Source organism: Telluria sp. ZT3P26, assembly GCF_059686035.1.
Genome location: NZ_JCASII010000001.1, coordinates 953588 through 974230 on the forward strand (window position 1 = coordinate 953588; position 20643 = coordinate 974230).

General features: G+C 64.7%; 14 protein-coding genes. 9 read left to right on the forward strand and 5 right to left on the reverse strand.

Translation table 11 applies throughout. The features are described from left to right. Nucleotides 1-13 precede the first annotated feature (13 nt). Together AC56LN_RS04180 and gntR are read left to right on the forward strand one after the other, a co-directional pair. Nucleotides 14-3205: an error-prone DNA polymerase gene (locus AC56LN_RS04180; protein ID WP_499570094.1), complete on the forward strand. Its 3192-nt coding sequence runs from the start codon at nucleotides 14-16 to the stop codon at nucleotides 3203-3205. A 341-nt stretch (nucleotides 3206-3546) separates the two neighbouring features. Continuing rightward, entirely contained in the window at nucleotides 3547-4569 is a 1023-nt protein-coding gene (gene gntR / locus AC56LN_RS04185; protein WP_499570095.1) for an HTH-type transcriptional regulator GntR, read from the forward strand. Nucleotides 4570-4575: 6 nt separating this feature from the next. Here gntR and cynS read toward each other — a convergent pair whose 3' ends face one another. Continuing rightward, entirely contained in the window at nucleotides 4576-5025 is a 450-nt protein-coding gene (gene cynS, locus AC56LN_RS04190) for a cyanase (RefSeq protein ID WP_499570096.1), read from the reverse strand. A gap of 248 nt (nucleotides 5026-5273) precedes the next feature. Here cynS and AC56LN_RS04195 point away from each other — a divergent pair, with 248 nt between their 5' ends. Continuing rightward, entirely contained in the window at nucleotides 5274-5786 is a 513-nt protein-coding gene (locus AC56LN_RS04195; RefSeq protein ID WP_482899705.1) for a gluconokinase, read from the forward strand. Here the strand turns inward: AC56LN_RS04195 and AC56LN_RS04200 are convergent. Next, nucleotides 5783-6709: an AraC family transcriptional regulator gene (locus AC56LN_RS04200; protein WP_499570098.1), complete on the reverse strand. Its 927-nt coding sequence runs from the start codon at nucleotides 6707-6709 to the stop codon at nucleotides 5783-5785. The genes AC56LN_RS04195 and AC56LN_RS04200 overlap by 4 nt on opposite strands. Before the next feature lie 157 nt (nucleotides 6710-6866). Between AC56LN_RS04200 and AC56LN_RS04205 the strand changes: the two genes are divergently transcribed. The 3 genes from AC56LN_RS04205 to AC56LN_RS04215 all read left to right on the forward strand — a co-directional run bounded on the left by AC56LN_RS04205 (nucleotide 6867) and on the right by AC56LN_RS04215 (nucleotide 12232). Then, complete coding sequence (locus AC56LN_RS04205; RefSeq protein ID WP_482899703.1) at nucleotides 6867-7616, forward strand: SDR family NAD(P)-dependent oxidoreductase; 750 nt, start codon at nucleotides 6867-6869, stop codon at nucleotides 7614-7616. 18 nt (nucleotides 7617-7634) lie between these two features. Beyond that, nucleotides 7635-9044, forward strand: coding sequence for an MFS transporter (locus AC56LN_RS04210; RefSeq protein ID WP_499570100.1), 1410 nt, complete (start codon nucleotides 7635-7637; stop codon nucleotides 9042-9044). A gap of 1406 nt (nucleotides 9045-10450) precedes the next feature. After that, a complete protein-coding gene (locus AC56LN_RS04215) occupies nucleotides 10451-12232 on the forward strand; it encodes a glycoside hydrolase family 16 protein (RefSeq protein WP_499570101.1) in 1782 nt (593 codons plus the stop codon). 1 nt (nucleotide 12233) lies between these two features. Here the strand turns inward: AC56LN_RS04215 and AC56LN_RS04220 are convergent, their stop codons facing one another. Both AC56LN_RS04220 and AC56LN_RS04225 read right to left on the reverse strand, forming a co-directional pair. Beyond that, complete coding sequence (locus AC56LN_RS04220) at nucleotides 12234-14603, reverse strand: GH36-type glycosyl hydrolase domain-containing protein (protein ID WP_499570102.1); 2370 nt, start codon at nucleotides 14601-14603, stop codon at nucleotides 12234-12236. Further along, a complete protein-coding gene (locus tag AC56LN_RS04225; RefSeq protein ID WP_499570103.1) occupies nucleotides 14600-15976 on the reverse strand; it encodes an MFS transporter in 1377 nt (458 codons plus the stop codon). Before AC56LN_RS04225 ends, AC56LN_RS04220 begins: the two co-directional genes overlap by 4 nt. Before the next feature lie 205 nt (nucleotides 15977-16181). On the opposite strand from AC56LN_RS04225, the gene AC56LN_RS04230 reads away from it, so the two are divergent. The 3 genes from AC56LN_RS04230 (at nucleotide 16182) to AC56LN_RS04240 (ending at nucleotide 19035) form a co-directional block, all read left to right on the forward strand. Next, on the forward strand, nucleotides 16182-17441 hold the full coding sequence (locus AC56LN_RS04230; RefSeq protein WP_499570778.1) for a DUF2254 domain-containing protein: 1260 nt from the start codon (nucleotides 16182-16184) through the stop codon (nucleotides 17439-17441). A 62-nt stretch (nucleotides 17442-17503) separates the two neighbouring features. Next, a complete protein-coding gene (locus AC56LN_RS04235; RefSeq protein ID WP_499570104.1) occupies nucleotides 17504-18259 on the forward strand; it encodes a DUF6624 domain-containing protein in 756 nt (251 codons plus the stop codon). 92 nt (nucleotides 18260-18351) lie between these two features. Beyond that, the gene (locus AC56LN_RS04240; RefSeq protein ID WP_499570106.1) at nucleotides 18352-19035 is read left to right on the forward strand and encodes a putative outer membrane beta-barrel protein; all 684 of its coding nucleotides are present in this window, start codon (nucleotides 18352-18354) and stop codon (nucleotides 19033-19035) included. Nucleotides 19036-19040: 5 nt separating this feature from the next. Here AC56LN_RS04240 and AC56LN_RS04245 read toward each other — a convergent pair whose 3' ends face one another. Then, complete coding sequence (locus AC56LN_RS04245; protein WP_499570108.1) at nucleotides 19041-20396, reverse strand: MFS transporter; 1356 nt, start codon at nucleotides 20394-20396, stop codon at nucleotides 19041-19043. Nucleotides 20397-20643: the final 247 nt, after the last annotated feature.

The following is a 20643-nucleotide window of genomic DNA, read 5'->3' on the forward strand; positions in this document are numbered from 1 at the left end:
ACATGAGCCCGGCGTGACACAGCCTCCGATCAACCAACCCCCCGCAGCCCAGACACTGCCGCCCTATGCCGAGTTGTTCTGCCTGTCGAACTTCTCGTTCCTGCAAGGGGCGTCGCATGCCGAGGAGCTGGTGCTGCGCGCGGTGCAGCTCGGGTATTTCGCGCTCGCCATCACCGACGAATGCTCGCTGGCCGGCGTCGTGCGCGCGCATGCCGAAGCCAAGGAGGCCGGCCTGCCGCTCATCATCGGCGCCCATTTTCATTTGCAGAACCCCGATGGCAGTCCGGCGCCATCGCTGATTTTGCTGGCGCAGAACCGCGAGGGCTACGGCAACCTGTCCGAATTCATCACGCTCGGACGCACGCGTGCCGGGAAGGGCACGTACCTTTTGACACCCGATGACCTGGCCGACCCGGCGCCGGAGAACGCGCACCTGCGCCACATGCCCGATTGCCTGGCGATCCTGCTGCCGCCGTATCCGGGGCACGAGGCGCAGGACGTCGACCGCCTGCATGCGCAGGCCGCGTGGATGGCCACCACCTTCCCGGGCCGCGCCTGGCTGGGCCTGACGTCGCTGCACCGCGCGTTCGACGATGCGCACCGCGCCACCGTCGAAGAAGTCGGCTGGCAGCATGGCTTGCCGATCGTGGCGCTGGGCCACGTGTGCATGCACGTGCGCTCGCGCAAACCGCTGCAGGACACGCTCACCGCCACGCGCCTGAACAAGGCAGTGGCCGACTGCGGCTACGGGCTGGCGCAGAACGCCGAGCAGCACTTGCGCTCGCGCCTGCGCCTGGCCAATCTGTACACGCCTCAAGTGCTGGCCGAAACGGTGCGCGTGGCGCGCCTGTGCACGTTCTCGCTCGACGAACTGCGCTACGAATACCCGGATGAAGTGGTCCCGCCCGGCCACACGGCCGCGAGTTTTTTGCGCGCCGAGACCTGGATCGGCGCGCACCGGCGTTTTCGCGACGGGATTCCGGCGAAGGTGCAGGCGCAGATCGAGCACGAGCTGGCGCTGATTTCCGAGATGCGCTACGAGCATTACTTTTTGACGGTGTACGACATCGTGCGCTTCGCCCGCTCGCAGCATATCCTGTGTCAGGGCCGCGGTTCGGCGGCCAATTCGGCCGTCTGCTACTGCCTGGGCATCACCGAGGTCGATCCGGCCCGCGCCAGCCTGCTGTTCGAGCGCTTCATCTCGCGCGAGCGCAACGAGCCGCCCGACATCGACGTCGACTTCGAGCACCAGCGGCGCGAAGAAGTCATCCAGTACATCTACAACAAGTACGGGCGCGATCGCGCGGCGCTGGCGGCGGTGGTGATCAGCTACCGCCCCAAGAGCGCACTGCGCGACAGCGGCCGCGCGCTGGGGATCGACCTTGGCATCGTCGAGAAGGTGGCCAAGACCCACCATTGGTTCGACAGCCGCGCCGACCTGCTGGGCCGCCTGGCCGAGAGCGGGCTGGATCCCGAGGCGCCGCTGTCGCGCCAGTGGGCCACGCTCGCGCAGTCGCTGCTGAACTTCCCGCGTCACCTGTCGCAGCATCCGGGCGGCTTCGTCATCGCGCGCGGCAAGCTCTCGCGCCTGGTGCCGATCGAGAACGCAGCGATGGCGGACCGCAGCGTCATCCAGTGGGACAAGAACGACCTCGAAGAACTGGGGCTGATGAAGGTCGACGTGCTGGCGCTGGGCATGCTGTCGATGATGCGGCGCGGCCTGGAACTCGTTGGCCAGCGCTACGGCAACGTGTTCGAGATGCAGGACATCCCGGCCGACGATACGGCCACCTACGACATGATCTGCCAGGCCGATACGGTGGGCGTGTTCCAGATCGAATCGCGCGCGCAAATGAGCATGCTGCCGCGCATGCGCCCGCGCGTCTTCTACGACCTGGTGATCGAGGTGGCGGTGGTGCGCCCCGGCCCGATCCAGGGCGGCATGGTCCATCCCTATCTGCGGCGCCGCCAGGGCTTCGAGCCGGTCGTGTATCCGAGCGCTGAAATGAAGGTGGCGCTCGAGCGCACGCTGGGCGTGCCGATCTTCCAGGAGCAGGTGATGCAGGTGGCGATCCTGGGCGCGGGCTTCACGCCGGGCGAGGCCGACCAGCTGCGCCGCGCGATGGCGGCCTGGAAGCGCAAGGGCGGGCTGGAACACTATTACGAGCGCATCACGACCGGCATGCTCGAACGCGGCTACTCCCTCGAATTTGCCGAGGCGATCTTCAGCCAGATCCAGGGCTTCGGCGAATATGGCTTTCCCGAGTCGCATGCGGCCAGCTTCGCGCTGCTGGCGTATGCCAGTTCGTGGCTCAAGTGCCACGAGCCGGCCGCCTTCCTGTGCGCGCTGCTCAACAGCCAGCCGATGGGCTTCTACAGCCCGTCGCAACTGGTGCAGGACGCGCGCCGCCATGGCATCGAGGTGCGGCCAGTCGATGTCGCCGTCAGTGGCTGGGATTCGGCACTGGAAGAATACGATCCGCACGAGCGCACGCGCCAGCCGGCGGTGCGCCTCGGCCTGTCGCTGCAGCGGGGGATGAAGGTCGATGCGGCCGAGCGCATCGAGCAGGCGCGCGCCGTGCGGCCGTTTGCCGATGTGGCCGACCTCGCGCGCCGGGCGGGTCTGGACCGCAGCGACCTGCAGGTGCTGGCGGCGGCCGGCGCGCTGCAATCGCTGGCGGGGCACCGGCGCGAAGCATTGTGGGAAGCCTCCGGCGCCGCGCCCGACAAGGACCTGCTGCGCCCAACGGTACCGCGCGAAGAAGCGCCGGTGCTGGCGGCGCCGAGCGAAGGCGAAGAAATCGTGGGCGACTACCGCGCGCAGGGCCTCACGCTGGGCCGCCACCCGCTGGCGCTGCTGCGCGAACGCCTGCTGGCGCAGCGCTTCCTGCCCGCGTCAACGCTGATGGATTTCCAGAACGGCCAGCTGGCGCGCGGCTGCGGCCTGGTGACGGTGCGCCAGCGCCCGGGCACGGCCAAGGGCGTCCTGTTCCTGACGCTGGAAGACGAAACCGGCAACGTCAACGTGATCGTGTGGCCATCGCTGGTAGAGCAGCAGCGGCGCGAGGTCCTGAACGCACCGCTGCTCGGGGTCTACGGCGTCTGGCAGCGCGAGGGCGAAGTGCGCCACCTGGTGGCCAAGCGGCTGGTGGATCTGTCCCACCTGCTCGGTGGGCTCGATACGCGCAGCAGGGATTTCTGCTGATGCACAGCCGGGGTCAGGTCTGACATTTGGACACGACCTCAGCCGGCACAGCTGGGGTCAGGTCTGACATTTGGACACGACCTCAGCCTTAGTCACTTCCAAAGCCGGCACAGCCAGGGTCAGGTCTGACATTTGGACACGACCTCAGCCTTAGTCACTTCCAATAGCGTCTTGCCCAGTATTAGCATGGCTCTGAGCCAGCTGGTTCCGATTACTCCACTGTCGAGATCGTGTCCGAATGTCAGACCTGACCCCGGCTTTTTCTTGGGGTGCCAACTTTCCTGTGGCGGTGGGCCGTTGCGTTGATAGAATGGTCATTGCGTAAATATCACGGGAACAGCATGGACAAGACAAGCCGGGGCAGGGGAACGGGGCGGGTGACGCTTGAGCAGGTCGCGGGCATGGCTGGAGTGTCGATCATGACTGCCTCGCGCGCACTGAGCCAGCCGAAGCTGGTGTCCGACGCCACGCGCAGCAAGGTCGAACATGCGGTGGCTGAACTGGGTTACGTGCCCAATCGCGCCGCGCGGGCGCTGGCGTCGTCGCAGTCGCACGTGATCGTGGTGCTGGTGCCGTCGCTGTCGAATGCCGTGTTCACCGCCGTCCTTGAGGGCATCCACGATGCCGTGGCCCCTGGCCAGTACCAGCTCCTGATCGGCAATACCTATTATTCGCAGCTCGAAGAAGAAAAGCTGCTGCGCACCTATCTGCAGTCGAACCCCGACGGCATCCTGTTCTCGAGCCAGGTGCGCAGCCCCGCCGTGGCCAAGATGCTGGCGGCATCGCAGGTGCCGGCGGTGGCCATGATGGATCTGTCCGATGATCCTGCCGTGCTGTCGGTCGGCTTTTCGCAGTATGAGGCCGGCATGGCCATGACGCGCCACTTGATCGCCAAGGGATACACACGCATCGGCTTCATCGGCGCGCAGCTCGACGAGCGCACGCTGCGCCGCGCTGATGGCTACCGCGCCGCGATGGCAGCGGCCGGCCTGGCCGACCCCGGCCTCGAACTGATGGTGCCCGAACGCTCGACGATCGCGCTGGGCGCCGGCCTGATGGCGCAGATGCTGGCGCTGCGGCCCGACTGCGACGCCGTCTTTTGCTGCAACGACGACCTGGCCCACGGCGCCGTGTTCCACTGCCAGCGGCAAGGCATCCGCATCCCGCAGGACATCGCGGTATGCGGCTTCAATGACTTGCCCGCGTCGGCCTGGATGATGCCGTCACTGACGACGGTCGACACGCCGCGTTACCAGATCGGCTTCGAAGCCGCAGGCCTGCTGCTGCAAGTGATCAAGGGCGAAGAACCGGCCGAGCGCCGCATCGACCTTGGCTTCACGCTGCGCGACCGCGAAAGCGCGTAAGCGGGATCAGTAGGTTTTGTAGGGCAGGAATTTGCCCGACAAGACCACGTTCACGCGGTCGCCTTTCGGGTCTTCGGTGCGCTGGATGTCCATCGAAAAGTCGATGGCGCTCATGATGCCGTCGCCGAATTCTTCGTGGATCAGTTCCTTGATTGTCGTGCCGTACACATTCACCAGCTCATACCAGCGATAGATCAGCGGATCGGTCGGCACGGCCGTCGGCAGCGAGCCTTTATACGGCACGATCTGCAGCCAGGCGATCGCTTCGTCCGACAGCTCGAACAGCCTGCCGACCGCTTCGGCCTGCGGCTTGGTCAGCGTCATCTGGCCCAGGCAGGCGGCGGTGGTCCATTCCTTCGACAGGCCCGTGGCCTCGGTCACGTCGCGCCACTTGATGCCCTTGCGGACTTTCGCGGATACGATCAGTTTGGTGACATCTTCACGGCATGAAATCATGTTGGCGGCTCCGGAAAGTGGTGGGATGTTCGTGCTCACGCCTTACCTCAGCAAGGCGCGTGCCATGCATGAAGTCGACGACGATGCAGACAGACCAGGCCACAAAGCCAGCAGGAGGTCAGCACGATGCGAGCGAACCACGCACTGCGCAGGCGCAGCCGCCCGAAATGGGTGCACGGCCGGCGGGTTTACATTTCCAGGCCGGGAGCGCACAATCGCGGTATGTTTGTTAGCGGTAACATAAGGCAATGACGACAGAACCAACGAGCGATAACAAGGGAACGGCCTGGGTCATCATGGGCGTGAGCGGCTGCGGCAAGAGCCAGATCGGTGCGCGTCTGGGTAACCAGCTCGGCGTGGAATTCATCGAGGGCGACGCGTATCACTCCGACGTGAACATCGCCCGGATGTCGGCCGGCATCGCGCTGACCGACGACGACCGCCACGACTGGCTCGTGACGCTGCGCGACCTGCTGGCGCGGCGCGAGGGCGGGGCGGTGCTGTCATGCTCGTCGCTCAAGCGCAGCTACCGTGACCTGCTGCGCAGCGCCGGCGGCGACGTGCGCTTCGTGCACCTGGCCGGCGAGCGCAGCCTGCTGGCCGAGCGCGTCAGCCATCGCCCTGGCCACTACATGCCGCCATCGCTGCTCGACAGCCAGCTGACAACGCTCGAACCGCTGCAGCCGGACGAAGCGGGCATCACGCTCGACATCCGCGACACGCCGGCGCAACTGGTCGCGCAGATTCTCGCCAGTGCCTAGGCGCTGCCTGCCGGCGCGCTCTGCGCCGGCGTCCTGAAGCGGGCCACGTCGCGCATCGGCGACAGCCCGAACATGCGGGCGTACTCGCGGCTGAACTGCGACGCGCTTTCGTAGCCGACCGTGAATGCCACCGACGCCGCATCGAACGGCTCGAACAGCAGCAGCCGGCGCGCCTTCAACAGGCGCAGGCTTTTCTGGTACTGGATCGGCGTCATCGCGGTGACTGCCTTGAAGTGGCGGTAGAACGCCGCGACGCTCATCCCGGCCAGCGCCGCAAGAGGGCCGACCCGCAGCGGCTGCGCCATGTGTTCGCGAATCCAGTCGATCGCGCGGCGCACCTGCGACAGGCGACTGTCGGCGTGCGCAATCTGGCGCAGCAAATCGCCATGCGGCCCCTGGAGCACGCGAAACAGGATCTCGCGCTCGATCAGCGGCGCCATCATCGCCACGTCGTCAGGCCGCGCGACCAGCTGCATCATGCGCAGCCAGGCATCGATCAGGTCCGGGCCTGCCTGCGCCACGCCAACGTCCGGCCCATGCGTGACCTTGCCGGCGTCGGGCAGGTCGGCCAGCATGGCGGCAATGATGGCGGGTTCCAGCGCCAGGCTGACCGCGAGATACGGCGCAGCGCCCGATTGCGCGGTGACCTGGCCAAGCGCCGGCAAGGCCACCGGCACGATGAAGTAGCCGGGCGCCTCGATGTGCACGACCTGGCCGCCGATGGACAGGCTCTTTGACCCTTGCAGTACCAGATGCAGCATCGGGCCATAGACCTGGTTTGAACAGGCTTCAGCGCGCACCATTGCCACCCGCGGCAGGCCGGTCGCGGTCCAGGTGTCGCCTGCGGTCATTGCAATGGCGCGCAGCGCATCCATCGATACGTTACCTGCTTTGCCTGCCGCATCGGTGATCGCTTTATCCATGTCCGAATATAGCACCGGCCACGCCGATGCAACGGGCTTTGAGAAGAATAGGCAAGCATGCGCGAAGAACCGGCATGTGGCGCACGCCGCGCCTGCGTAGCATTGTCCTTGTCGCCGGAGCCATTGGGCTTCGGGGCACATCGACCAAGGACACACCATGAAACTGACCAATAAAATCGCCGTTGTCACCGGCGCATCGAGCGGCATCGGCGCCGGTATTGCCCGTGCATTCGGCGCCCAGGGCGCCACCGTCATCGTGAACTACGCCAGCAGCAAGGCGGGCGCCGATGCGGTGGTCGCCTCGATCGAGGCGGCCGGCGGCAAGGCAGTCGCGCTGCAGGCCGACATGAGCAAGGCAGCCGAGGTGGCGGGCCTGTTCGAGCGCGTGAAGGCCGATTACGGCACGCTCGACATCCTCGTCAACAATGCCGGCGTGGCCGTCTTCGAGATGGTGGCCGAGATGACCGAGGACGCGTTCCACAAGCAGTTCAATGTCAACGTGCTTGGCTACTTCCTGGCCATTCGCGAAGCACTCAAGGTGTTCAAGGATGGCGGCAGCATCATCAACATCAGCTCGATCCTGAGCACCGATCCGTACCTGGCGTCGAGCGTGTACGCAGCCACCAAGGGCGCCGTGGATACGCTGACATTCGCGCTGGCGCGTGAACTGGGACCGCGCGGGATCCGCGTCAATGCGATCCTGCCGGGCCACACGAACACGCCCGCCACCGCCGGCAACTTTGACGGTGATTTCGGCAAGATGCTGATTGCCGGGACGCCGCTCGGCCGCTTCGGCGAGCCGGAAGACATCGCGCCGGTGGCCGTGTTCCTGGCCTCGGGCGACGCGCACTGGGTTACCGGCGAATCGCTGCGCGCCGCCGGCGGCGTGCGCGGTGTGGGCTACTAGGCCCCTCGGGATTCCACGATGACCAGCCTCGTTCCCACCTCGCGACGCCGTACGCTGGCCTTGACCACCGTCCTGGCGGCGCAATGCATGTTCGCGATGGACCTGCTGATCGTGGTGGTGGCCCTGCCGCGCATCGCACATGACCTGGGTTTCAGCCCGGCCGGGCTGACGTGGGTGCTCAATGCCTTCGGGCTCGCGTTCGGCGGTTTGCTGCTGCTGGGCGGGCGCCTGGGCGACATGCTGGGCCAGGTGCGGGTCTTTCGCAGCGGGATTGCCTTGTTCGTCCTGGCGTCGCTGCTGGGCGGGCTGGCCACGACGCCCGGCATGCTGATCGTCGCCAGGGTACTGCAGGGGGCCGGCGCGGCGCTTGCGGGGCCGGGCGTGCTGGCGCTGGTGATGGCGATGGCGCGCAGTCCTGCCGAGCAGGCGCGCGGCATGTCGCTGTTCATCGCCGTCTCGTCCATCGGCGCCTCGGCCGGGCTGATGCTCGGCGGTGTGCTGACCGGCTTCCTGTCATGGCGCTGGTCGCTGCTGGTGAATGTGCCGGTGGGCCTGCTGGTGTTGGTCGCGATTGGTCGCCTGGTGCCCGAAACCACGGTCAGGCCGGCACGGCTCGACACCATCGGCGCATTGACTGCCACGCTGGGATCGGTGGCGCTGGTGTACGGCTTCATCAGCGCGGCCGAACATGGCTGGCGCGCCAGCGGCACGCTGCTGTCGTTCACGCTGGCGGCGCCGCTGTTCCTCCTGTTCGTGCGCACCGAGCGGCGCCACAGCGAGCCGTTGCTCGACCTGCATCTGCTGCGTAACCGGCAGCGTCTCGGCGCCCTCACGGTGATGGCTGTGATCGTCGGCATGCACTTTGCGCTGCTGTTCATGCTGGTGCAGTACTTCGAGCGCGCGCTGGGTTATTCGCCACTGCTCGCCGGGCTGGCATATCTGCCGCTCACCGCCGCGGTCTGCGTGATCAGCCAGGCGGTGCCACGCCTGCTGGGCCGCTTCGGTGCACGGACCTTGCTGACGGCGGGCAGCGTCCTGGTGGCCGTGAGCCTCGGCGGGTTTGCGCTGCTGGGTGGGCATGACGGCTATCTGCCGGCGGTGCTGGCACCGCTGCTGGTCCATGCTGTCGGCATCGCACTGGTGTTCGCGCCAGGCACCGTGGCCATCATGGATGGTGTCCCGGCGTCGCATGCCGGCGCGGCGTCCGGTTTGCTGCAGATGGATCAGCAGATTGGCGGCGCTTTGGGCATCGCGGTGATCGCGTCGGTCAGGGCGCTTGGCACCGTGCCCGGGCACCCGATGTCGGGCCTGCCCGTGGCGTTTGCCTGTGCAGCAGCACTGTCCTTTGTCGCAGCGCTGGTCGCCTGGATGGCGCTCGATGCACGGACGGCGATGACGCCGCTGGCCGCACATGTGGGCGAACAATAAAGTTGGACAAAAGCCCTGCTATAAGGCGAATGATTTCGACATGCCGGGCACGCACATAAAGTTTGACACAGACGCAAGTCTAATGTCCGCAGACCTCAGGATTGCAACAATAAAGTGTGACACAACCTGCTGGTTCCTTTGCCCCTTCGACCGTCCGCTTTCGACCCGAAGCGGACGTATCGCTACATGTCGTCGTCAAAACCCGCTGAGCGTGCGAGCTGATGTCTGTTGATGTAGAGATAAAGTAGGCACATCATGGCCGTAGGAAAGCCGCAAAAGAGAAGCGCATTAACCTCACCGAGATCAAACACCCATTTGAGAGCGCCGGCAACGACTGCTCCCCAAAAGATCGACGCCGCTAGCGAAAGCGATACCAGTGCTACATACTTTCTGATTCGCTTGAAGTATCGCTGTCTCGGTGGTTGCAGTTCGTATCTTTTCAATTTCACTCCAATGTTCTAGCCCATCAATCGTCAAGATCAGGTCTGCTGTTGGCCGAACCCAGCCGGCCAAGGCAACATAGCAGGTTGCCAGGCTGAAAATTGAACGGTGGCCGTGACAGGCCGCTTCCGACCCGAAGCAGCCGTTGCCTAAGCGGTGACGAGTTAACCGGACATCATCAAATCCAATTGCTGAAATCCCACTCTTTTGGAAGTCGGCTTAGGATCTCTGCTTTTGGGATCGGAAGGCGATTTGCGTCGATGGCAAGCCGTATGAATCGCTTAAGAAGATACTCAACGGGAAGATGTGATGAGTTCGACAAAAAAACAGTCCTTAGTTTTGTCGCGCACTTCACAATCCCATCAACGTCGTTGCAGTCAAGAAGAGATATGGAGAAAGGCACATCAAAATCAGAACGAATTCCTCCATTCACTATACGAAACTTGGCATCGAGTGTATCCAGCCATGCTTCGTACTCGTCCAATCCACCTATACCCATAGCAAACGCCCCACTTCTTGCGCACGCGAACTGCGCCTGCTGTTTCCAATCTATCTTTACGCATTAGCTGAAGCGATGCAATTGCAGCTTGCGTCCAAGGTCTGCTTCTGGCCGAAAGCGGAAGTTGTCAGAGCATGTCCGCCCGGGTGTCTTGTGTCAAACCTTATTGTTTTGGGTCCGACTTTATTGTTCGTTCACAGCACACCGAGCATGGTGCTCATGCTGCCCCGGGCAGCACCAGCGCCACGTTCGCTACCACGCCATGCACATCGGGTAATTTGCGCGGGACATACCGATTGGTTTGACGCAGGTAACAAATCGGACTATATTTTTTACAGCAAATTGGAAAGGTTTCCAACTCGGTATTCCGCACCAAAACCATTCGAGACCAACGCAAAGTTGGCGGCGTGTGGCACGGCAATCCGGCACGGCCACATTTTCTTGTCGTGAGAAAAGAGGAGTCAACGTGAGTCACCTACACCAGCAATACCGCTCCAAATGGAAGCCTTTCCAGCTGCTTGTCGCCGGCCTTACGCTGGCGTGCAGCGCGCAAGTGACCGCCAGTGTCACCAACCCGGTCATCGGCCAGCTGCTGTGGTCCGAAGAATTCAACGGCACCAGCGTGAATACCGGCGTCTGGAACCTGCAGGACGGGAACGGCTGCCAGATCGGCCTGTGCGGCTACGGCAACGCCGAGTTGCACTACTACAGCCCGAACAACGCCACCATCGCCAACGTGCCGTTCGAATCGGGCACGCGTGCGCTGGCGATCCAGGCGCGCAGCCAGACCGTGGGCAGCAACCTGTTCACGTCGGCGCGGCTCGACACCCGCAACAAGGTGCAGGTGCAGTACGGGATGATCGAAGTGCGCATGGCCACGCCGAACCTGGGCACCGGCCTGTGGCCCGCTGCCTGGCTGCTGGGCGTGAGTCCGCAGACCTGGCCGCGCAACGGTGAGATCGACATGATGGAGATGGGGCACAAGGCTGCGGTGCGGGCCGAGGGCGGGGCGCCGTCGTCGAACCATTTCGTCGGCGCCAACGTGATCACCTGGCAGCAGGCCGCCTGCGTGCCCGGCAACGAGAGCTGCGCCGCATCGACCGCGTGGCAGACCGATAACTGGCACGTGCCGGCCACCTCGCTGGCGAACCGGTTCGTCACCTACCGCTTCTACTGGGCCGAGAGTGAAATGCGCTTCTCGGTCGTCGACAACGGCGTCGAGCACAATCTGTACAACGCGCCGTTGCCGGTCAATTCGAGCGCGCTGCAGGCGCCGTTCTACCTGCTGCTGAACATGGCCGTGGGCGGCAACTTCACCGATGCGGCCAATGCCAGCCAGGTCACGGCGCCGCTGCCTGGCACGATGTATGTCGACTATGTGCGCGTGTACCAGCTCGATGGCAAGGGGCAGGTCAAGCTTGGGAACCAGAGCGCACCCGAAGTGGCGGGCAAGTTCGGCATCTTCACCGATAACACGGCGGTCAATGCCAAGCTGGTGGCGGGTACCAGTTCCGACATCTTCCTGTGGAATGCGGCGTCCAGCGGCGCCGGCAACACGGCGCCGTACGAAGGCAGCAACGTCATTGCCTGGAACTACACGGCGCCGGGACAGTGGTTCGGCGGCGGCATCCAGGCGCGCCAGGTGCGCGACCTGTCGAACTACCGTACCAACGGCACCGTCAAGTTCCGCATCAAGATCCCGGCCAACGTGGGCTTCCGGATCGGCGTGGGCGACACGTTCACCAACCAGAACTGGGTGAACTTCCCGGCCAATACCACCGCCTATGGGCTCGTGCGCAACGGGCAGTGGGCGCAGGCATCGATCCCCGTGTCGACGCTGCTCGGGCCCCTGGTGGCGGCGCAGTCGCTGTACGACATCTTCATGATCTCGAGCATCGACGGCAGCCTGCCCACGTCCAGCTTCCAGTTCGCGATCGACGATATCGTCTGGGAATCCGGCAGCGGCGGCACCACGCCGCCGCCAGCGGAGACGGGGCCGACCTCGGTGAGCCAGACGTCGTCGACGATGCTGCAGTTCCGCACCACCACCGGTGGCTGGGCCGACGTGCACTACACGGTCAACAACGGCCCGCAGCAGAACGTGCGCATGCAGCTGGCCAATGGCGTGAACACGTTCACGGCCGGTGGTCTGGCGATCGGCAACGTGGTGCGCTACAGCTTCACGTACTGGGATGCCGCGCGCAACTTTGCCGTCGATACGGCGCAGCAGACCTACACGATGCAGTGATCTAGGGCACCAGCACCTGCAGGCGATACGTACGGCCCGCGTCGATGTTGTCGATGCGGGCCGCAGCCAGTTCGACGCCGTCGCAGGTCACCGTCACGCGCCCGACTGCGCCGCGCCGGATATCCACCTCGAACGTCGCACCACGGAAGCGCCGCGTGACCGTCATGCCGGGCCAGCCGGACGGCAGTTGCGGATTGACCGTCAAGCCATTCGCATCACCCTTCAACCCACACAGGCCTTCGATCAGGCAGCGATACACCCAGGCCACGGTGCCCGTGTTGAACAACTGGCTCGAGCGCCCGGCCGTGCGCGGGTACTCGTGGTACGCGCCGCGGTAGTAGTTGGGGATGAATACGGGCAGCTGGCCGCGCTGCAGGTAGTCGGCCAGGTCCGGGCCGGGAATCATCTTGCGCAGCGCGTCGAAAGCGCGGTCGGCCTCGCCGATCGTGTACAGGCTGAAGATGTAAAACACTGCAGCATGGTTGTAGACCGCGCCATTCTCGGCCGAACCGGGATGCTTTTGCGTGACGCGTCCGATGTCTTCGCGCATGGCGCTGTAGGGCGGGGCGAACATCTGCACGCCGTAGGGTGTCTTCAGTTGCGCGTCGATCTCGGGCAGTATCTGCGCGCGCTGCGCGTCGTTTGCGGCGCCCGACAGGAACGCCCAGCTTTGCGGGTTCAGGTAGATGCGGCCCTCGGTATCGGCGGCCACGCCGAACTTGACGTCGTCATCGGTGATGCCGCGTGCGAACCAGCTGCCATCCCACAGGTGCGCGTTGGCAGAGGCGTTCATGGCTGTTGCGCCGTCGCGGTAGCGCGCCTGCATCGCGTCGTCGCCGCGCGCGGCGCAGACGTCAGCCCACAGGTTCAGCGCGTAGGCGGCCGCCACGGTCAGCCAGCCCGAGACGCCGCGGCCCTTGTAGCCGACCATGTTCATCGGATCGCACCAGTCGCCCTGTTCGATGTAGGAGAGGCCCCGCGCATCGCGCCGCAGCAAGAGCCAGTCCATCGCCAGGCAGATGCGCTCGAACGCAGATTTGACGTCGCCGCCGTGCGCGCTGACCGGCACGTCGAGGATCGCGCTGTCACCCGTTTCATCGAGATAGGCTTGCAGGCAGACCGGCAGCCAGACGCAATGGTCGGTATGCGGAATCTGGTTGATGTATTTGAGTTCGGCGCCTTCGAACAGCAGGATCCCGTCCGGCATGGCGCCATTGGCTTCCTGCTGGCTCAGCGCGTGCAGGAAGGCGGCACGGGCAGCGGCCGGCTTGACGAACACCATGCCCATATTGTCCTGCAGGTAGTTGCGGGTCTGCGGGTCGGTGCTGAGACGATTGACGTCGCCGTGGTAATACACCTGGCGCGCCAGCCACGTGTTGACGAAGTTGTCCAGTTCGGGGTCGGGCGTGGCGATCTGCAGCACGCCGTCGCCCTCGGCGATGTAGGCGGCGTAGTCGCGCGCGGCAGCGGCAAAGCCTTCTTCGCTCAGGTAGCGCTGGCGCAGCAGGGCAATCTCGGCATCGTCAAACGCAGGGCCGAACAGCAGGCGGCGGGTGGCGGCTTCGCCCGGCGCCAGGGCCAGGCGGTACTGGACGACGGCGGCGGGCGTTTCGTAGCGCGCGTCGCCGCAGGGCAGCAGAGCAGGCACCAGCGTCGATGGCGCATGCAGGCCGCCTTCGCCTTCGAACACCTTTTGCCCGGTTTCCCAGGCGTCTGGTGCTTGCTCGCACAGCAGCACGGTGCGGTCTTTCAGCAGGCGGTTTTTGAAGAAATCGTCCAGCTTCTGGTACGGCGTGATGCAGGTTGCGACGATGCCGCCCAGGTCATGCCGGTACTCTGCCGACTGGTTCATCCACGACATGTAGCCGACCGTGAAGTACGGGTAGATGCTGATGCGGCGCGGGCGCTCGGTCAGGTTGGTGACGGCCACCGTCCACAGTTCGGCCACGTCGTCGACGGGCAGCGCGAGCGTCAGGTCGATGCGGATACCCAGCTTTTCGATCGTCCATTGCAGGTCGGTGCGCCCGACCGAGAACGCATAGCGGTCGAGCCCCCCGCGCACCGGTTCGTACGGCGCCGAGAACAGTTCGCCCGTGTCTTCGTCCTTCACGTACACGAAGCGGCCCGGATGGTGGGCATAGTAATTCTGCTCCGGCTGCATGAACGATTTTGCTTCCATGTTCGGGCCGTGAGAATACTTGCCGGGTTCGGGCTGCATGAACTGCGCGGTGGCGTAGCCGCGGCAGGTCGTCTGGATCATCATCCTGCGGTTCCATAGGAAGCCGCCCGCCTGCGGCATGGCGGTCGGGCTGGTGAGCACATAGCGGTCGTCTTGCGGGTACAGCATCGGGGCAATCTCCGTTGGATTCATGGCGCCGCCTTGCGCGCGGCCAGTTCGGCGCCCATGCGCGCCAGGGCCCTGGCGTCGAGGTTATACAAGCACATGACCAGCACGGCCACCATTGCAAAGGCGGCCGGCACGAACGACATCAGCCAGACGATGCCGGCCTGTGAGCCGATGCTCTGCGCCGCGTTGGGCACATAGCCGAGCCAGGTGAACACGGCCCCGATGACGCTGACCGCCACCGCGGTGCCGAGCTTTTGCGAGAAGGTCGCAGCGGCGAAGGTCATCGCCGTGGCACGCCGGCCGGTGCGCCATTCGTTGTAGTCAGCGGTGTCGGCATACATCGAGAACGCCAGCGGCGACTTGGGCCCGAGCACCAGGCCCAGGCCTGCCTGCAGCACGAACATCAGGTCGATCCGGTCGGCCGGGATCAGGAAGAACAGCGACGACAGCACGGCGGTGCAGCTCATCAAACCGATCATCAACAGCTTCTTGTCGATGAAGCGCGTGAGCAGCGGCGTACAGGCCGCGCCCACGGCGGCAAACACCATATAGGTCGGCACGAAGGTCGCCATCAGCTCGGGGCGGCCGACGACATACTTGAAGTAGTAGGCCGAGGTCGTGGTGCGCAGCGTGATCGTCACCATGATCACCAGGGCCAGCACGAACAGCACGACCCAGGGCCGGTTGGAGGCAAGGTCTCGGATGTCGCGCCAGACGTCGCTCTTCTGGCCGGGCGGGGGCAGCACGCGTTCGCGCGTATTGAGAAAGGTAATCAGGAACATGACCGATGCGGCCACGCTCCATGCAAGCATCGTCAGTTGCCAGCCGCGCACGTCGTCGCCGGCGCCGAGCCATGCCACCATCGCCGGCGTGGCGGCTGTGACCAGCGTGCTGCCAGCGAAGGCGAAGATGAAGCGCAGGCCGTTGATCGTCGAGCGTTCCTGCGGGTCGTTCGAGATCACGCCGGAGAGCGCGTTGTAGGGAATGTTCACGCAGGTGTAGCAGACCATCATCGCGAGGTAGCTGCCGTAGGCCCACAGCAGCTTGCCGTTGGCGTCCAGGTCGGGCGTGGTGTAGGTGAGCACGGCAGCCGCGCCAAGAGGGATCGACATCCAGATCAGATAGGGGCGGAACTTGCCGAAGCGGGTATTGGTGCGGTCGGCAAAGGCGCCGATCACGGGGTCGGTAAAGGCGTTGATCAGCTTGATCGAGGCGAGCAGGGTGGCTGCCTGCGCCGCCGAGATGCCGAACGTGTCGGTGTAGAAGATCAGCAGGAAGGTGGCGATATTGGCCCAATAAAAATTGAAGCCCATGTCGGCCACGCCATAGCTGATCTTTTCTCGCCAGCCGAGGTTGCCGCCCGTCGCCACAGGTGTCTCAGGCCCGCGCTTGAACATTGATTGTCTCCAGATATTTTTATGGTGATGCCAGCATTGAGTGATAACGCTAACATCGGGCAAGTATGGCGCTGCCGGGATGGCGTGTCAACACACTGCGGCATACCGGCGCGCCGTACTGAAATGTGGTTGTTTTGATCATTGCTCTACACTGCCGGGGCAGCTTGCCATCACACGCTTTGACTAGAGGAGTCGATTGACCACCATGATCCTGCCGGCCCGGATGCAATTCCTGATGAACCGTCTGCGCGAGCGCCTGTGGGTCAAGCCCATGATCGCCTGCGTCCTGTCTGTTGCCGGCGTGGCGCTGGCGCATCTGGTCGACAGTATCCCGATCGACTGGAAGGTGCCGGAAATTGCGCAAGGCTCGATCGTCGACCTGCTCAAGGTGATTGCCGCCAGCATGCTGGGCGTCGCGACCTTCGCCGTCGCGTCGATGGTGGCCGCGTATGCGTCGACGGGGCAGTCGGCCACCGAGCGCGCGTTTCCGCTCGTGATTGCCGATGACGTTTCGCAGAACGCGCTGTCGATCTTTGTCGGCGCCTTCATCTTCGCCATCATCGGTTTAAGCGCGACGACCAACGACTACTTCGGCAAGCCGGGCCGCTTCACCCTGTTCGTGCTGACCCTGCTGACGCTGGTGATCGTCGTGCTCGTGTTCGTGCGCTGGGTCGACAGCATCGCCCGCCTGGGCCGTCTGGGCGCCGTGATCACCCGGGTCGAACGGGCGGCCGCCGAAGCGATGGCGCGCCGCACCCGGATGCCCTGCATGGGCGGCATGGTGGCCTTCGGGCCGCCGGCCGGCCTGGCTTTTCACAGCCAGGCGAGCGGCTATCTGCAGCGGGTAGACATGGATGCCCTGCAGCGCATCGCCGCCGAGCGCAAGCTGCGCATCACGCTGGCCGTTGCGCCTGGCGCGCTGATCGTCTGTTCGCGCCCGATCGGGTACGTGCTGCCCGATGGTGAAGACGCCGGCACGATCGAACCGGACCTGATCGCCAAGGCATTCACGGTCGGACCACTGCGCCAGTTCGACGAAGACCCGGGCTTCGGGCTGGTCGTGCTGACCGAAATCGGCAGCCGCGCACTGTCCCCCGGCATCAACGATCCCGGCACGGCCATCGTCGTGCTCAACGCGGTGTACCGGATCTTCAATGCCTGGACCCATCCCGATTTTGGCGTCGAGCCGGACCATGACCGCGTCGAGGTGCCGCCACTGTCGCTGGACGACATGTTCAACGATATCTTCCCGCCGCTGGCCCGTGATGGCGCCGGCGTGCTGGAAATCGCGCTGCACCTGCAATGGGTGTGCGGCGAGCTGGGTCGCTGCGGCGATCCGCACCTGCGCGCCGTGGCGCAGCGTCAGGCCGAAGAAGCCCTGGCACGCTCGGCAGCTGCACTGGATTTCGCGCCGGACCTGGCGCAACTGCGCCGGCGGCACGCCGATTACTGGGGGCCGGCATGAGGGCTTGTGCCAGCAGGCTGCGCAGCGTTCTCCTGCCCTGGTGTCTTGCGCCGGCGATGCTGATGCCGGCAACCGGCCTGTACGCAGCAGAACCCGGCAGCATGTTGCCCTTTGCCGGTGAGCTGCACAGTTCGACCAAGGTGTTCCCTGCACGGCTGGCGGCGTTTGCCAGCTGCGCAGATCGCCCGCGCATCTTCGGCAAGGTCGAAGGCAGGCGCTATCGCATCGACCTGCCTGCGGGCACGCGCTGCATGGTCTTTGTCGGCGAACAAGAGTGGGAAGCCCTGCCGCTTGTCGTCGAGGATGTCAACGTGACGGCCCCGCTGCCGCTGCTGGTATATCCGCGGCAGGTGCCGCAGCCAGAACTCGCGCGCGAACTGCTCGAACTGGGCAGGGACGACCAGGCATTGCGCGGCGAACATGCGCGCCCGAATGATCCGGACGCCCTCGAACGCCTGCGGGTAGGTGATGCGGCGCGACAGCAGCGGCTAACGGCGATCATCGCCACCCATGGCTGGCCGACATTGTCGATGGTGGGCTGGGAAGCTGCCAATGCTGCCTGGCTCATCGCCCAGCACGCACCGCTGGCGCGCTTGAAACCGTGGCTCGCGCTGATGCAGGAAGCCGCCACCAGGCACGAGATCGCGCCGTACAACCTGGCGACGTCGATCGACCGGGTCCGCGTGTACGAAGGCAGGAAGCAAATCTACGGCACCCAATACCGTCCGGACGACAAGAAACAGGGGGCGCCGTACCCGATTGAAAACATCGAGCGCCTCGAGCAACGCCGCCTGCAAATGGGCCTGCCACGCAGGTAGCCGCGACAACTTGTTACCAAGTCATGCAATTCGCATGTTGCGCCGGGCGGTTTCGGGCGTAAGCTTCGGGTCTGTCCATTGGAGGGATGAAGATGACGATGACCCGGATCATGGCGCTGGCCGTTGGCGTGCTCGCCGCGTGTGCAGCGCAGGCGCAGGAACTGCTGCCAATCCAGACGCCGGCCGGCCCCGCGGTGCTCAAGGCCGATGAGCTGCACGAACCCGACCCGTTCGCCGGAACGCGTACGAGCGCGTCGCGCGTGTACGGCGCGGACGTTGCTGCCCAGCCCAATGACCATGTCTTCAAGGGCTTCCGGCGCGATCCGCGCCTGATCGTTGGCGTCAAGGTCGCCCCGCATGTCGCGCTCGAGGCCGGTTACGTCAATCTGCCCGACCGCGGCCTGTATCGGGACGAGCAGGGCAGGGCCGAGGGTGCATCGCAGGGGCTTGGCGAAAAAGGCTCGAGCAACCATCTGGCTGTCAAGCTATCGACGCCCGAGGATGAGCGACTGTCGGCCTATGCCAAGGCGGGGATCGCCTACAGCGAGGTCAAGCGCGGCATCAATGCCGGGCCCGATATGGGGCCTTACAACGGCGCTGGCCAGAGACTCAGTGCCGGGTCCGATACGGGGCTGTACACGGGCGCGGGTGCAAAACTCAAGCTCGACAAATCAACGTCGGTCAATGCCGAGTTCTCGCGGCACGGCGACGCGGCCAAGAAGCTTGGCAGCGTCATCAAGGACGGCATCAAGGGCAGCATGCAGATGGGATTCTGATCCCGTCAGTGCGCGGCGGCGGGTGCCGCTGTGACCGGCGCCGAAGCACGCCTGGCCACCTTGTCGTCGCGCAGTTCTTCCGGATCGCGCAGCGGAATCATCAGGAATGCACTGAGTGCATACAGCCCGGCAAAGATCCAGATGATGCCCGCCACGCCCAGCGACGCGCTGAAGATCGCGACGATCGCCGGCCCGACCCAGGTCGATGCACCCGCGCCCAGGCTCAGCACCGACAGCGCGGCGGCGCGGTTTTTTGGCACCAGCAGCGGCATCAGCGCCGACAGGGGCACGAAGCCGCCCAGCGTCATGCCGTACATCGCGCCGAACAGCGCGGCGATGTAGAAATTACCGATGAACAGCTGCGGCATGTAGAAGAACAGCGGCGTGGTGATGGCGCTGCCGACGGCGCCCATCCAGATCACGGTGTTGCGCAGGCCGAAACGCGTGGCCAGGCGGCTCGAGATGATGTTGCCGGCGATATTGGCGACAAAAATCACCGTCACCAGGCGCAGCCACTGCTCCAGCGTGAAGCCGATCACGTCCATGAAGAACCCCGGCAGCACGATGAAGAAGCCGAACATCGACGCGGTATTGATGGTACGCACCACGCCGCTGAGCGAGGTCTTCGGCTCTTCCCACATGATCGAGACGCTGCCCATCAGTGACGTCAACGGCTTTTCGCCCACCGGCGCCAGGCGCTTCGTGCCGGCGGCATCCTTCACGCACAGCAGAGCCAGTGCGGCGCCGGCAATCACCAGGATCAGCGACAGCCAGAATGTGGCCAGCGCGCCGATCAGCGGCACCGAAAAACTGGCCACCAGTGCGCCGAGGGTCGGCAGGCCGGCCGCATAGGCCACCCAGAACCAGCCCATCGCCAAGCCGAGCTTTTTGGCCGGCGTGGCGGCGACGATCCAGACCAGAAAGCCGTAGGCGAACAGCGGATAGCCGAAGCCACGCAGCGCATAGCCGGCCAGCATCATCGGGTAGCTCATCTGGCCGACGCCGAACGTCAGGAACACCACCTGGAACACGACCCAGATCCCGGCGCCGATCAGCATGACTTTCTTCGGGCCCCAGATATTCGACAGCGCGCCGGCACACCACGAGCCGATTGCCACCGTCACGCCATACACGGTGAACAGGACTGCGATATCGGCTTCGACCATGTTTTTCTGGGCCAGGTAGGGCGCCAGGTAGCCGAGCTCGACGCCATCGCCGATCATGAAGACCAGCAGGCCGACGAAGCCCCACAGCAGCGAGCGGGGAATTCCGAGCTTGTCGCACAGCCTGTCGAGGATGCCCGGTTGGGAAGAGGGAAGATGTGGCGATGCCGTTGGCATGCGGTTTGTAGTTGGAGACAAATTAGCACCTGCAAAATCGTGGCGTTCGTGAACGCGATAGGCGACCCGAAAGGGGCGAATTGAGCACGCTGTGGGCGAGCAATCTGGCAGTTCCGGAGAGGAACTCAGGGCAAGGATGCCCGTGACATGCCGTGGGAACGGCAAGCAGCGACGCGTGACCGCGCCATTGCGTGAGACCGAAGTTGATCTTTCCAAATAGTATCACATTTGCACAAATGTGTTAACTTGTTAGTGAATTTCGTGCGGA